Source organism: Cryobacterium mannosilyticum (genome assembly GCF_004402705.1).
Taxonomy (GTDB): domain Bacteria; phylum Actinomycetota; class Actinomycetes; order Actinomycetales; family Microbacteriaceae; genus Cryobacterium; species Cryobacterium mannosilyticum.
On record NZ_SOFM01000015.1, the window covers coordinates 1 to 13,909 of the forward strand.

Consider the following 13,909-nt stretch of genomic DNA (forward strand, 5'->3'; position numbering starts at 1 on the left):
GGTCTACCGGCTCGCCAACGGGATGGTCCGCCTGCACGGGCTCTTCGCCCCCGAGGATGGCGAGTTCGTGCTCTCCACCTACGACTCGATCACCAGCCCGAGGCGCGGCGGGGTGCGCTTCGTGGACCCGAAGCGCAAAGCCTGGGCCAAGGCCGTCCAGGACGACCCCCGCACTACCGCGCAGATCGCCGCGGACTCGTTCGTGCAACTGCTCAAGATCGCCGGCGAAGTCGACCCCGGCCAGATGCTCGGCGGCCGCCGCCCCGCCGTGCGCATCATCGTCACCCAGAAAGACCTCACCAACGCCACCCGAACTAACACCGGCACCGGCACCAGCACCGGGAGCGGGAGTGCAACCCAGGCACCGGCCGGCAGTTCTCCCTCAACACCCCACTACACCGGGGCATCTGAAGCACCGGGAGCATCCGAGACGCCAGCAGGCCCCCGGCCCCTGCCGGCGGTCAGACCTGACACAGCAGCCCCCTCCACTCAACCCAGTCAACCCAGCCAACCCAGTCAACCCAGTCAACCCGGCCAACCCGGCGAACCCGACCAACCCGGCGAACCCAGCCAGCCCAGCCCACCCGGCCAGCCCGGCCAGCCCGGTCAACCCGACCTGTCCGGCGAGCCCGGCCAGCCGGGGACGGCCGTGGTCCTCGCGGCCGGGCACGGGTCCATCGAGGGCAGTCCCGCTCCGATCTCCCTCGCCACCGTCGAACGACAACTCTGCGACACCGGCTACCTCGGAATCCTCTTCGACAACACGGGCCAACCCATCGACGTCGGCAGGGAACAACGTCTCTTCACTCCGGCCCAACGCACCGCCATGGGCGCCCGCGACGGCGGCTGCGTCTGGCCCGAGTGCGACCGGCCACCCGCCTGGACCGAAGCTCACCACCTCAAGGAGTGGCTCCTCGAACACGGCTACACCGACCTCGCCGACGGAGTCTGCCTCTGCCACCCCCACCACCTGCTCCTCCACAACACGGGCTGGACCATCCTCCGGGGCGGCGACCACTACTGGCTGAAGCCACCGGTCACAGTCGACCCGAAACAGATGCTCATCCCCCTCCCCAGCAAGACCCACCGCCAACTCGACCCGGGCACGCCCACCCAGGACCGGGACACGGACTGACCGGCCGGTTCAGCCGGGCCAGACCTGCCGGTTCACCTGGACCAGACCGGCAGTGACGCCCACGAGTGAGATCACCGAAATCAGGGCACCACGGTCTCGACGGGCGCGATGATCGGTGATTGAGCTGCCGAGATCATGGCGCCTGGTCTCGACACGCTCGATTACCGGCAGGGCTCGACCACCGGCAGGGCTCGACTACCGAAAGGGGATGGGGTCTCGACGGACTCGACCACCGGCACCAGGCGCTAGGGAGCCACTCGGTCGACTACAGGGATGTCGGGGCCACCACCAGGGGCGGGCGCCCGTCCGGTGCCCACAATCGCCTCCTGATGCCGCGAAAGGGCACCGGCTCGTTGAGTTCAGAGTGTTTGGGACTGGATGATTGTCCGGAATGTGCGGCAGCAACCGCGGAGAAGACTCGGAAGACCCTGCGCGGAGACCCTGCGCCGGGGATCAGGGGTCTGAGTCGAGAATCCCCCGTTCCCAAACCGCGGGGACGGGCGTTCTTGACTGTGGAGCAACGGGGAGACCCTCCGTTCGCTCCTGCGTCGCTCACCGCACGTTCGATTCCCAGTGGTCTACTAAATTAAAAACGCCCGTCCCGGGATGCGGGGACGGGCGTTCTTCACTTGTGGAGCCACGGGGAATCGAACCCCGGACCTCCTGCTTGCAAAGCAGGCGCTCTACCAATTGAGCTATGGCCCCGCATGATCACGGGGACGTGAGTGTTGCGGTGCTGCGTGGGGATACCGGGATTTGAACCTGGGACCTCTTCGTTATCAGCGAAGCGCTCTAACCAACTGAGCTATATCCCCCTATTGGGCAGATTTGAGACTACCGGATCTGGCCGGTTTCTCCCAATCGGGCCGAGAATCGGCCCGATTGGGAGCGGTTGACGCTAGTTGTTGGTGAAACCGACCAGCAAACCGCCGGTGATCTTCACGCTCAGGTTGTACAGCACTGCATAAACGGCACCGAGAGCCGTAATGACGACCGTGTTCAGAATCGCCACGACCACGGCGAAGCCCATGACGTTGCCGATCGACAGGATGCTGGCGAGATCCGCCGACGAGCCGGCGATGTCGGCGTACAGGGCGTCGACCTTCTCGAAGATCCCGGTCCCGTTCAGCACGGTGAAGACCAGGAACGTCGCCACGATGGTCACGATTCCCAGGCACAGCGCGATCAGGAACGACAGCTTCACGGCCGACCAGAAGTCGATATAGACCAGCTTGAGGCGAACCTGCTTGCCCGTGCTCGGCCTCCGGCCGGACTTCTTGGCGAGCTTTTCTGCGACACTACTCATTTACGGGCTCTTCCTTCCCCGAGTCGCCGTCCGGTTCAGCCGCTTCGATCTCGGCCACCAGATTGCGCTCGGTGTTCTTCGCTATGGCAATGATCCTGTCTTCATCCGCAAACTTAGCGAAGACAACGCCCATCGTGTCCCGCCCCTTGGCCGGGACTTCGGCGACGTCAGAGCGTACCACCTTGCCGCTGGCAAGAACCACAAGGACCTCGTCCTCCTCGTCGACGATGAGGGAACCGACCAGGTCGCCGCGGTCGTCGTTCAACTTGGCGACCTTGATGCCCAGGCCGCCGCGGTTCTGCAGGCGGTACTGGTCGGCGGCGGTGCGTTTTGCGTATCCGCCCTCGGTGACGACGAACACGTAGCCATCGTCCGAGACGACGGAGGCGTCGAGCAGCTTGTCCTCACCGCGGAAGTGCATGCCGATCACGCCAGAGGTGCTGCGACCCATCGGGCGCAGCGCCTCGTCCGAGGCCGTGAACCGGATGGACATGCCCTTTCGGGAGACGAGCAGCAGGTCGGAGTCCTCTTCGACGAGCAGCGCGGAGACGAGTTCGTCGCCCTCGCGGAGCTTGATCGCGATGATCCCGCCGGTGCGGTTCGTGTCGTATTCGCTCAGCGCGGTCTTCTTGATCAGACCATCCCTGGTGGCCAGGGTGAGGTACTGGGCAACCCCATAGTCGCGGATGTCGAGGATCTGCGCGATCTCCTCACCGGGCTGCAGTGCGAGCAGGTTGGCCACGTGCTGGCCCTTCGCGTCGCGGCCGGATTCCTGCGCCTCGTAGGCCTTGGCCCGGTAGACCCGGCCTGTGTTCGTGAAGAACAACAACCAGTGGTGCGTGGTGGTGACGAAGAAGTGCTCGACCACGTCATCGGCGCGCAGCTGCGCACCCTTGACGCCCTTGCCGCCCCGGTGCTGGTTGCGGTAGTTGTCGCTGCGGGTGCGCTTGATGTAGCCGCCGCGGGTGACCGTGACCACCATCTCCTCCTCGGGGATGAGGTCTTCGACCGACATGTCCCCGTCGAACCCGAACATGATCTCGGTGCGCCGCACATCGCCGAACTTGTCGGTGATCTCGGTCAGCTCCTCGCTGATGATCGTGCGCTGGCGCTCCGGGCTGGCCAGGATCGACTTGAATTCGACGATCTGCAGTTCGAGCTCGGCGGCCTGGTCGATGATCTTCTGACGCTCAAGGGCGGCCAGACGGCGCAGCTGCATGGTCAGAATCGCGTCGGCCTGGAGCTTGTCCACGTCGAGCAGGTCCATCAGACCGGTGCGGGCGTCGTCGACCGTCGGGGAGCGACGGATGAGGGCGATCACCTCATCGAGGGCGTCAAGGGCCTTGAGGTACCCGCGGAGGATGTGCGCATCCGCTTCGGCCTTGTTCAGTCGGAACTGGGTGCGCCGAACGATGACCTCGACCTGGTGGGCAACCCACGCGGCGATGAAACCATCGAGCGACAGCGTGCGCGGCACACCATCGACGATCGCGAGCATGTTCGCGCCGAAGTTCTCCTGGAGCGGGGTGTGCTTGTAGAGGTTGTTGAGTACGACCTTGGCTACCGCGTCGCGCTTGAGCACGATCACGAGGCGCTGGCCGGTGCGGCCGGACGTCTCGTCGCGGATGTCTGCGATGCCGGCGATCTTGCCGTCCTTGACGAGGTCGGCGATCTTGATCGCCAGGTTGTCCGGGTTGACCTGGTACGGCAGTTCGGTGATCACGAGGCAGGTACGGCCCTGGAGTTCCTCGATGCTGACCACGGCCCGCATGGTGATCGAGCCGCGGCCCGTTCGGTAGGCGTCCTGGATGCCCTTGATACCGAGGATCTGCGCGCCGGTCGGGAAGTCCGGGCCCTTGATCCGCTGGATGAGCGCTTCGAGCAGCTCATCCCGGGTCGCGTCGGGGTTCTCGAGGTACCAGAGGGCGCCGGCGGCCACCTCGCGCAGGTTGTGCGGGGGGATGTTGGTGGCCATGCCGACGGCGATGCCGACCGACCCGTTCACCAGCAGGTTCGGGAACCGGGCGGGCAGCACGGTCGGTTCGAGCGTGCGGCCGTCGTAGTTGTCCTGGAAATCGACGGTGTCTTCGTCGATGTCGCGCACCATTTCGAGGGCCAGCGGGGCCATCTTCGTCTCGGTGTACCGCGGGGCGGCGGCGCCGTCATTGCCCGGGGAACCGAAGTTTCCCTGGCCGAGGGCGAGCGGGTAGCGGAGACTCCACGGCTGAACGAGACGCACGAGGGCGTCATAGATCGACGAGTCACCGTGCGGATGGAACTGGCCCATCACGTCGCCGACGACACGGGCGCACTTGGAGAACGCCTTGTCGGGGCGGTATCCGCCGTCGAACATGGCGTAGATCACCCGGCGGTGCACCGGCTTCATGCCGTCACGCACGTCGGGCAGGGCGCGCCCGACGATGACGCTCATCGCGTAGTCGAGATAGGAACGCTGCATCTCCAGCTGCAGGTCGACCTGGTCGATCCGGCCGTGCTGCACGAGGTGCCTGGCGGCGGCGTCGGCATCCGCCGCCGCGACCAGGCTGTCCCCGCTGCTCGCCGCAGAGGTCTCCTCGCCGGTGGTGCCGTCGTTGGTGGTGTCGTCAGATGTCAAGGAAACGCACGTCCTTCGCGTTCTTTTGGATGAAGTTTCGACGGGACTCGACGTCCTCGCCCATCAGGGTGGAGAAGATCTCGTCGGCGGCGGCGGCGTCGTCGAGCGTGACCTGCAGCAGTGTGCGGGACTCAGGGGCCATCGTGGTTTCCCACAGTTCCTTGTAGTCCATCTCGCCGAGGCCCTTGTACCGCTGGATGCCGTTGTCCTTCGGGATCCGCTTGCCGGCGGCGGCGCCATCGGCGAGAAGAGCGTCGCGTTCCTTGTCGGAATACACGTACTCATGCGCCGAGTTCGCCCACTTGAGGCGGTACAGCGGCGGCTGGGCGAGGTACACGTAGCCGAGGTCGATCAGCGGGCGCATGTAACGGAACAGCAGGGTCAGCAGCAGGGTCGTGATGTGCTGGCCGTCGACGTCAGCGTCGGCCATCAGCACGATCTTGTGATACCTGACCTTGTCCGGGTTGAATTCCTCGCCGATGCCGGCGCCGAACGCGGTGATCATCGCCTGAACCTCGTTGTTGCCGAGGGCACGGTCCAGCCGCGCCTTCTCGACGTTGAGGATCTTGCCGCGCAGCGGGAGGATCGCCTGCGTCTCGGGGTTGCGGCCCTGCACGGCGGAGCCGCCGGCCGAGTCACCCTCGACGATAAAGATCTCGGAGATCGACGGGTCCTTGCTCTGGCAGTCCTTGAGTTTGCCGGGCATTCCGCCACCCTCGAGGAGACCCTTTCGGCGTGCGGTTTCCCGCGCCTTGCGAGCGGCCATCCGGGCGTTCGACGCCTGCAGTGCCTTGCGGATGATCTCCCGCGCCGGGTTCGGGTTGCGGTTGAACCAGTCGGAGAGCTGATCGTTGGCGACCTTCTGCACGAACGACTTCGCCTCGGTGTTGCCGAGTTTGGTCTTCGTCTGGCCCTCGAACTGCGGTTCGGCGAGCTTGATCGACACGACCGCGGTCAGTCCCTCGCGCACGTCGTCGCCGGTGAGGTTGTCATCCTTTTCCTTCAGGATGCCCTTTTCCCTGGCGTATTTGTTGACCAGGGTGGTCAGCGCGGCGCGGAAGCCCTCTTCGTGGGTTCCGCCCTCGTGGGTGTTGATCGTGTTCGCGTAGGTGTGCACGCTTTCGGTGTACGCGGTGGTCCACTGCATGGCCACTTCGAGGGCCATCTTGCGTTCGTGGTCTTCCCACTCGAAGGAGATGATCTCCTCATTGACCAGGTCGGCCTTCTTGGCACGGTTCAAGTACTCGACGTAGTCGACGAGACCCTTCTCGTACATGAAGGTCTTGTGGATGGGGTTGCCCTCGTCGTCGAGGTGATCCGGCCGCTCGTCGGTGAGTGTCAGGCTCAGGCCCTTGTTGAGGAACGCCATCTGCTGGAATCTGGCCCGCAGGGTCTCGAAATCGAATTCGATCGTCTCGAAGGTTTCCGCGCTGGGCCAGAACGTGATCGTGGTGCCGGTCTCGTCGGATGCCTCATCCATGGTGAGCGGGGCATCCGGGACACCGTCGTGGAAGCGCTGCCGCCACACGTGGCCCTGCCGGCGCACTTCGACGTCGAGGCGGGAAGACAACGCGTTGACAACGGAGCTGCCGACGCCGTGCAGCCCACCGGAGACGGAGTAACCGCCGCCGCCGAATTTTCCGCCCGCGTGCAGGACGGTCAGGACGACCTCGACGGTCGACCGACCCTCCGCCTTGTGGATGTCTACCGGGATGCCGCGCCCATTGTCGGCGACGCGAACGGCGCCGTCGGCCAGGATCTTGATGCCGATGGTGTCGCAATGCCCGGCAAGAGCCTCGTCGACGGAGTTGTCCACAATCTCGTAGACAAGGTGATGCAGTCCCCGCGGTCCGGTCGACCCGATATACATTCCGGGTCGTTTGCGAACGGCTTCAAGTCCTTCGAGAACCTGGATATCGTCGGCACCGTATCCGTGCTCCGGCTCGATCTGTGGTTCAACTGACATCTGTAATTGGGCTCCTGACCGTCGCGCGGGCGACCCTTTAGCTTACCAAACGGGCGCACGGACCCGGGCCAAAATCGGCGATCTGACGCGTTTTATTCCCCGGGGTGACCAGATTTGTCTCCCTAGCCGTAGGTATCGCGCGGACCGCGCCCTGGGATTGATCTGGGACCCTTTTTCCAGGAGGGGGCGTTGGGTCCCTGAAAACGGATCGACTGGATACCCGCGTCGGGGTACCTCACGGCGATGTGCGTCATGATGTCGACCCTCATCATCCGAAGCTGGGTGGCCCACGCCGTCGACTCGCATTGCACGGTGAGGACACCGTCCTCGATGCCCGCCGGAGTGGAGTGCTTCGACGTTTCCTCACCGGCGAGCTCAATCCAGGAGGCAAGGAGCTCCGACTGGGCCAGCGGTGAGTTCCAGCCGAGCTGCAGGGTGAGCGAGTTGATCGTGTCGCCGATGCCACGCGGGTCGCGACCCGCGCCGAACGGAACGCTCGACCCGGCCTCATCCCGCGGGCGGCGCCTGGCGCGCACCCGTTTTGCGTTCGGGTCGCCGAAGACGTCCTTGAAGCGCAGGTAGACCCGGGATGCCTCGCTCGGCTCAGCCATCGACGACCGCCCCCGCGTTGATGTGGATCGTGTGCGCGGTGAGTTCCTCGGGCACATCCTCGAGCACGGCCGCAGTGATCAGCACCTGCTGGAATCCGGTGACCGCCGCCGCCAGCCGCCGCCGCCGGGAAAGGTCGAGTTCGGCGAAGACATCGTCGAGGATGAGCACGGGGTCGCCACTGGCGGAATCCCGGCGGAGCAGTTCGGCCGACGCGAGTTTGAGGGCGAGGGCGAACGACCAGGATTCCCCGTGACTGGCATACCCCTTCGCGGGGAGCTGGTTGAGCATGAAGACCAGGTCGTCGCGGTGCGGTCCGACCAGGGTCATCCCGCGGTCGAGTTCCTTTCGCCGCAAGCCGGCCAGCGCGGCCCGGAACAGGTCTGTCGTCGACCCGGTCCCGCCGGTCGAGCTTGCCGAGACCCCGATGCCCACAATGGTCTCGACAGTCTCGAGCACCGCACGCGGCTCGACCGATGCGGAATTCTCCTCATCCGCTCCCATGATGCTCAGCGAACTGAGCAGCTGCGGTCCGTGGTCCTCCCCGGCGACGGCTTCGTACGCCGCGCGCAGCGGATCGCCGAGCTGGCGCACGAGTTCGGCGCGCTCGTCGATGATCTCCGAACCCAATTGGACAAGCCGGTCGTCCCAGATTTCCAGTGTTCCCAGCTGGGTTGTGCGGAGACCGGAGGCACGGGCGGATTTCAACAGGGTGTTGCGCTGACGCAGCACACGGTCGTAGTCGGCGAGGACCCCGGCGAGCCGGGGAGTGCGCAACACGAGGAGCTGGTCCAGAAAACGGCGCCGGCCCGACGGGTCGCCCCGCACCAGCGCCAGGTCTTCGGGGGCGAACAGGACGCTCGAGAAATATCGGGGAAGGTCACGGGTCTTGATCACCGAACGATTGACCTGGGCCCGGTTCAACCCTGAGCGGTTGATCTGCACCTCGGTGAGCAGGTCACGTCCGTTGTATTCGAGCCTGGCCCGGATGATCCCGGCGTCCTGGCCCGCCCTGATCATCGCGGAGGTGGTCGACACCCGGTGCGAGCTGAGCGTGCTGAGAAACCCGAGAGCCTCAACCAGGTTGGTCTTGCCCTGACCGTTTCGCCCCACGATGAGGTTCGGCCCCGGTTCAAAGGGAACCTCGACTGCCGCGTAGTTGCGGAAATCGGTGAGTGAGAGGTGAGTGACCCGCACTCGAGTCAGTCGGCCTTTTTGACGGCGTGGCCACCGAACTGGTTGCGCAGTGCCGCGACCGCCTTCATGGCCGGCGAATCTTCCTGACGTGAAACGAATCGTGCAAATATGGCAGCGCTGATCGTGGGGACCGGAACGGCGTTGTTGATGGCTTCCTCGATGGTCCACCGACCTTCGCCGGAGTCCTCCACGAATCCCTCGATCGCGCCGAGGTCCGGGTCCTCGTCCAGGGCCTTGACCAGCAGCTCGAGCAGCCAGGAACGCACCACAGTCCCGCGCTGCCAGGCCTTGAAGATCCCCGGGACATCCTTGATCAGGTCATCCCGCTTCTCGAGCAGTTCATAACCCTCGGCATAGGACTGCATGAGCGCATATTCGATGCCGTTGTGCACCATTTTCGCGTAGTGGCCGGCCCCGACCTCGCCGGCGTGCACGAAACCTTCTTCGCGCGGTCCTTCCGGTCGCAACGCGTCGAACACGGGCATGGCGCGCGCGACCTGATCGGCTGATCCGCCCACCATCAGACCGAAACCGTTGTGCAGCCCCCACACCCCACCGGACACTCCCGCGTCGATGTAGTTCACCCCGGTCTTCGCGAGCAGCGCTGCGTGGGTGAAATCATCGGTGAAGCGCGAGTTGCCACCGTCGATGACCAGGTCGCCGTCTTCGAGCAAGGCGGAGAGCTCGGTGATCACCGCGGTTGTGATGCTGCCGGCCGGAACCATCACCCAGACCAGGCGGGGAGATGGCAGCGCCTCAACGAGAGCGGCCGTCGATGCGACATCAGTCAATCCCGGGTTGCGGTCGTAGCCGGTCACGTCGATGCCGCCCGCCCGGAGGCGGTCGCGCATGTTCGCGCCCATTTTGCCGAGGCCGATGATGCCGATGTGCATGGTCTGTCTCCTGGTTAGCGCAGCAGCAGGTTGGGCTGGAGCAGGTACTTGTAGCTGTCGGCGCCGGGCTGGTCACGAGAGGTCTGGCTCGTGATCAGCACAGGGCCGGGCTTGTTGGGGTTCTCCGTCTTCGTGAATGAGATGCGCACGAATTCGGAGTGCACGGCGCCGAGGCCGTCAAGCAGGAACTGCGGTTTGAGGGAGACGACCGTTTCGGTCCCGGAGAGGATCGCATCGATCGTTTCGGACGCCTGGGCCTGCTCGGACCCGACGGCCTCGAGGGTGAGCCCGTCGGCGGTGAATGTGAAACGCAGTGCCGCCTCACGCTCGAGGACCAGCTGCACCCGGCGGGTGGCTTCGATCAGCTCGGCGGTGTTCATCACGGCGTAGTTGTCGACGTTCTCCGGAAAGAGCCGGCGCACGGGGGGATAGTTGCCCTTGATCAGGAGGCTGGTCACGGTCTTCTTGTCAGCCGTGAACGCGATCAGCTCGCGGTCGTCGGTGTTCGTGATGGCGACCGAGATGTTGCCGCTGTGGCCGAAGGTCTTACCGACCTCCTGCAGCGTGCGGGCAGGTACCAGCGCGGTGATGGTGTCTGTGGCGGTATTGGTTCCCGGGTCCCAGTCGATCTCACGAACGGCGACGCGGTAGCGGTCGGTCGCGACGAGGCTGAGGCTGTTCTCGGTGATCTGAAGCTGCACTCCGGTGATGACCGGGGTGACGTCGTCCCGGGATGCGGCGACGGCCACCTGGGCGACGGCAGCAGCGAATTCTTCCGCCGGGACGAGTCCGGACTGGGCACTGACCTGCGGGATGCTCGGATATTCCTCGACCGGCATGGATAGCAGGGTGAAGCTGGCCGAGCCGCAGCTGACCGTGATCCGCGACTCATTCGTCGAGAAACGCACCGGGGCATTGGGCATCCGGCTCGCGATCTCGGCCAGCAGACGACCGGAGACCAGAACCTTGCCGGTTTCCTCGACGTCTGCGGCGATCTCGGTTTGCGCCGACACCTCATAGTCGAACGACGAGAGGATGAGGCCGGTCGCTGTCGCTTCGATCAGCACACCGCTCAAAATGGGCAGTGTGGTGCGCTGGGGAAGGAGCTTCACAGCGAAAGAGACGGCTTCGCTGAAGACGTCTCGGTTGGCCTGAAATCTCACGAAGTCACTCCTGTCGATGGGAGACCTGGATACGGCCTCAATGCTAGTCGGGTTTTTTTGTCATTCGTTGCGATGGTGCGGAGCAGCAAAGGTTGTCGGATGGAGAGAGATAGAAGTTAATTGTTAATCTTCTTAACCGTTGTGGAAACTGTGGATAACTCTGTGGATGACGCGGAATCACTGGGAACTACAAACATGTAACTTGTTGGCAGCCTGTGAGCGTTAATCGCACTGCGGTGTCGGGCGTCGAATCCGTCCGACCGCGTTTGCACAAGCAGCGCCGGAGTTTCCACAGGTTGAACCCTGTTGTCCAAAGAGTTTCCACAGGGTTTTCCACAGGTGTGAAAACTGAGGGATTCTGTGGCTTATTTGTAGCGGTGGTTCTGTTTGATGCGATTAGTGAGCTCTGTGACCTGGTTGTAGATCGAGCGACGTTCCTTCATCAGCTCACTGATCTTCTTGTTCGCGTACATCACCGTGGTGTGGTCCCGGTTGCCGAACAGCTGCCCGATCTTGGGCAGAGAGAGGTTGGTGAGCTCACGGCACAGGTACATGGCGATCTGGCGTGCGGTGGCGACGGCCTGGGACCGGGACGAACCGTAGAGGTCGTCGACGGTGAGTTTGAAGTAGTCCGCCGTGTTGGTGATGATGTCCACCGGGGCGATGACATTGTCTTCGTCGAGCGTGATGAGGTCCTTGAGCACCGTCTGGACCAGGTCCATGTCGACGGGGGTGCGATTGAGACTGGCGAAAGCGGTGACCCGGATCAGCGTCCCCTCGAGTTCACGGATGTTGGACGAGACCTTCGACGCCATGAACTCGAGGATGTCGTGTGGCACCTGCAGCTTCTCGCTCTGGGCCTTCTTGCGCAGGATGGCGATGCGCGTCTCGAGGTCGGGAGCCTGCACGTCGGTGATCAGACCCCACTCGAACCGTGATCGCATCCGGTCTTCAAACCCGGTGAGGTGTTTGGGCGGCAGGTCGCTCGTGATGACCACCTGCTTGTTGTGGTCGTGCAGGGTGTTGAAGGTGTGGAAGAAGGCCTCCTGCGTCTCCGCCTTGCCCTGGAGGAACTGGATGTCGTCGATCATCAGGATGTCGATGTTGCGATACCGGGCCTGGAAGGCCGAGCCGCGGTTGTTCGCAATCGAGTTGATGAAATCGTTGGTGAATTCCTCGCTACTGACGTAGCGAACGCGGATGCCGGGATACAGGCTCATCGCATAGTGACCGATGGCGTGCAGAAGGTGGGTCTTGCCCAGGCCGGAGGACCCATAGACGAAGAGGGGGTTGTACGCCTTCGCCGGCGCTTCCGCGACCGCGACCGCAGCGGCGTGGGCGAAGCGGTTGGACTGGCCGATCACGAAGTTGTCGAAGCTGTACTTGTTGTTCAGCCGGGTGTCGTGGGGGCGTTCGGGTGACGTGCTCTCGAAGACCGACTGCGGCGCTGCGGGGGTGTCAACGTCGGGCGGGGACATCGTCTCCTGCACCGGGCGGATCGATTCCTTCTCCAGCTCCGGGTTGACCACCACGTAAAAGGTCGACACCGCGGTCGATTCGGAGAGCTGGCTCATGGCAGTCAGGAGCGGGACCCGCATCCGCTGATTGAGCATGCTCGCGGTGAACTCGTTGGGCACCTCGAGATAGAAGGTTCCCGCCGCGATGCCCTTGGGTTCGACCAGATTGAGGAAGCCGTAAAGCATCGGTGTGATGGTGTCATCGGACTCAAGGCTGGTCAGTACGGCCCGCCAGGTGTCTGCGATAGGTTGTTCGTCGGCCATGGTTCCCCGTTATCTCTCATTGTTGCCTTCAAAACGACGGGGACGGCGGTGCGAGCTCGTCCCTGAACGCGTCTTCCAGCCAAAGCATCCACAAGGTTATCCACCGCCTGTGTGCAAATAAGGCCGAATTCTCAGGGTTTGTTGAAAACCTGTGGATAACTTGTCCTCACGGTAGCCAATCCGCCACGGTGAGGCAAAATTCGTTGCCATCTTGTGCGCGTGTCCTGCCCAATCCAGGTGAATTCTTGTGCAGAATCGATCCTTTGGGGACTTCGAGTTTGACCCACAGAGGTCGAAGCCGTAGTTTTAATCAGTTGACCCCAGCCCGAGGGCTACCTCACTCTTTCCCGGCCGCTTGTTTTGGCCTGCGGAGATTTAACACGTGGAGACAAAACTATGAGCAAGAGAACGTTCCAGCCGAACAACCGCCGTCGCGCCAAGGTGCACGGCTTCCGCCTTCGCATGCGCACCCGCGCCGGCCGCGCGATTCTCGGTGCTCGCCGTCGTAAGGGTCGCATCGAACTTTCCGCTTAAGCACTCTCGTGCTCGCGGGGGCCAATCGCATCACCAGCGGTGACGACTACAAGATGGTCGTTCGTCGTGGTGTGCGGGTCGTTGGCCCACACCTGGTTGCCTACCTGCGCCGGAACCCCGATGGGGAGCCGGTGCGGTTCGGTTTCATCGTGGCGAAGAACGTGGGGAACGCCGTCAGGCGCAATCGTGTTCGTCGGCGCCTGAAAGCAGCCAGTTTCTCCCTACTGCCGTCGGTGCGCCCGGGCACGGATGTCGTCATCCGCGCCCTGCCATCGGCGAACGATGTCTCCTGGCCCGAGTTGTATTCGGAGGTCGAGGGCGCGCTGGCGAAATACCAGCGTCAACCCGGGACCCCTCGAATCGACCCGGCACCGAACCCCATGAATCGATGAACGTCGATGAATAGGGCGATCGCGACCGTCGTTCTGCTCCCCCGTAATGGCGGAGTGGTTCTGCTACGCGCGTACCGGGCCGTGATTTCACCGCTGTATGGCGATGTATGCCGGTACTATCCCTCTTGTTCGGCCTACGCACTCGGGGCCGTTCAGGAACACGGCCTCGTGGTCGGATCGGCCCTGGCCGCCCGCAGGCTTGCTCGGTGTCATCCGTGGGCCGAAGGTGGGATCGATGACGTTCCCCTGAAACGAAAGCGTCGCTATACGGTGACGTCGTTTGGATTTGTTGTCGCACCGAGCCACGGAAAGGGCTGAC

General features: G+C 63.8%; 11 protein-coding genes, 2 tRNA genes and 1 pseudogene. 4 read left to right on the forward strand and 10 right to left on the reverse strand.

All coding sequences use genetic code 11. The features are described from left to right. Nucleotides 1–1,135 (forward strand): annotated as a pseudogene (locus E3O32_RS05700) (hypothetical protein); the annotation flags it as partial. Nucleotides 1,136–1,767: 632 nt separating this feature from the next. Here the strand turns inward: E3O32_RS05700 and E3O32_RS05705 are convergent. From E3O32_RS05705 to dnaA, 10 genes are all read right to left on the reverse strand, one after another. Next, a tRNA-Ala gene (locus E3O32_RS05705) sits at nucleotides 1,768–1,840 on the reverse strand. Between the two features lie 36 nt (nucleotides 1,841–1,876). Then, a tRNA-Ile gene (locus tag E3O32_RS05710) sits at nucleotides 1,877–1,950 on the reverse strand. 83 nt (nucleotides 1,951–2,033) lie between these two features. Beyond that, the gene (locus E3O32_RS05715; protein WP_134507568.1) at nucleotides 2,034–2,441 is read right to left on the reverse strand and encodes a DUF3566 domain-containing protein; all 408 of its coding nucleotides are present in this window, start codon (nucleotides 2,439–2,441) and stop codon (nucleotides 2,034–2,036) included. Further along, a complete protein-coding gene (gene gyrA, locus E3O32_RS05720) occupies nucleotides 2,434–4,983 on the reverse strand; it encodes a DNA gyrase subunit A (protein ID WP_241974615.1) in 2,550 nt (849 codons plus the stop codon). Before gyrA ends, E3O32_RS05715 begins: the two co-directional genes overlap by 8 nt. A 61-nt stretch (nucleotides 4,984–5,044) precedes the next feature. Beyond that, complete coding sequence (gene gyrB, locus E3O32_RS05725) at nucleotides 5,045–7,021, reverse strand: DNA topoisomerase (ATP-hydrolyzing) subunit B (RefSeq protein ID WP_134507570.1); 1,977 nt, start codon at nucleotides 7,019–7,021, stop codon at nucleotides 5,045–5,047. A gap of 122 nt (nucleotides 7,022–7,143) precedes the next feature. After that, nucleotides 7,144–7,632, reverse strand: coding sequence for a DciA family protein (locus E3O32_RS05730; RefSeq protein ID WP_134507571.1), 489 nt, complete (start codon nucleotides 7,630–7,632; stop codon nucleotides 7,144–7,146). After that, nucleotides 7,625–8,827 (reverse strand): DNA replication/repair protein RecF, encoded by a 1,203-nt coding sequence (gene recF, locus E3O32_RS05735; RefSeq protein WP_134507572.1) that lies wholly within the window; start codon nucleotides 8,825–8,827, stop codon nucleotides 7,625–7,627. The genes E3O32_RS05730 and recF overlap by 8 nt, the downstream gene beginning before the upstream one ends. A 5-nt stretch (nucleotides 8,828–8,832) precedes the next feature. Next, nucleotides 8,833–9,720, reverse strand: a complete 888-nt coding sequence (gene gnd / locus E3O32_RS05740; protein ID WP_134507573.1) for a phosphogluconate dehydrogenase (NAD(+)-dependent, decarboxylating) — start codon at nucleotides 9,718–9,720, stop codon at nucleotides 8,833–8,835. A gap of 14 nt (nucleotides 9,721–9,734) precedes the next feature. Then, the gene (gene dnaN, locus E3O32_RS05745; protein WP_134507574.1) at nucleotides 9,735–10,883 is read right to left on the reverse strand and encodes a DNA polymerase III subunit beta; all 1,149 of its coding nucleotides are present in this window, start codon (nucleotides 10,881–10,883) and stop codon (nucleotides 9,735–9,737) included. A gap of 365 nt (nucleotides 10,884–11,248) precedes the next feature. Continuing rightward, nucleotides 11,249–12,664, reverse strand: a complete 1,416-nt coding sequence (gene dnaA / locus E3O32_RS05750; protein WP_134507575.1) for a chromosomal replication initiator protein DnaA — start codon at nucleotides 12,662–12,664, stop codon at nucleotides 11,249–11,251. 396 nt (nucleotides 12,665–13,060) lie between these two features. Between dnaA and rpmH the strand changes: the two genes are divergently transcribed. Genes rpmH through yidD form a run of 3 tightly spaced genes read left to right on the forward strand, consistent with a single transcriptional unit; the run spans nucleotide 13,061 to nucleotide 13,908 of the window. Next, nucleotides 13,061–13,198 (forward strand): 50S ribosomal protein L34, encoded by a 138-nt coding sequence (rpmH, locus tag E3O32_RS05755; RefSeq protein WP_134507576.1) that lies wholly within the window; start codon nucleotides 13,061–13,063, stop codon nucleotides 13,196–13,198. An 8-nt stretch (nucleotides 13,199–13,206) separates the two neighbouring features. After that, nucleotides 13,207–13,590: a ribonuclease P protein component gene (rnpA, locus tag E3O32_RS05760; protein WP_134507577.1), complete on the forward strand. Its 384-nt coding sequence runs from the start codon at nucleotides 13,207–13,209 to the stop codon at nucleotides 13,588–13,590. Nucleotides 13,591–13,596: 6 nt separating this feature from the next. Then, on the forward strand, nucleotides 13,597–13,908 hold the full coding sequence (gene yidD / locus E3O32_RS05765) for a membrane protein insertion efficiency factor YidD (protein WP_134507578.1): 312 nt from the start codon (nucleotides 13,597–13,599) through the stop codon (nucleotides 13,906–13,908). The last annotated feature ends 1 nt before the right edge of the window (nucleotide 13,909 follow it).

Coding starts and splice junctions, on each gene's coding strand:
- E3O32_RS05715 (WP_134507568.1), bottom strand. CDS start 2,441: ATGAGTAGTGTCGCAGAAAAGCTCGCCAAGAAGTCCGGCCGGAGGCCG.
- gyrB (WP_134507570.1), bottom strand. CDS start 7,021: ATGTCAGTTGAACCACAGATCGAGCCGGAGCACGGATACGGTGCCGAC.
- E3O32_RS05730 (WP_134507571.1), bottom strand. CDS start 7,632: ATGGCTGAGCCGAGCGAGGCATCCCGGGTCTACCTGCGCTTCAAGGAC.
- gnd (WP_134507573.1), bottom strand. CDS start 9,720: ATGCACATCGGCATCATCGGCCTCGGCAAAATGGGCGCGAACATGCGC.
- dnaA (WP_134507575.1), bottom strand. CDS start 12,664: ATGGCCGACGAACAACCTATCGCAGACACCTGGCGGGCCGTACTGACC.
- rpmH (WP_134507576.1), top strand. CDS start 13,061: ATGAGCAAGAGAACGTTCCAGCCGAACAACCGCCGTCGCGCCAAGGTG.
- yidD (WP_134507578.1), top strand. CDS start 13,597: ATGAATAGGGCGATCGCGACCGTCGTTCTGCTCCCCCGTAATGGCGGA.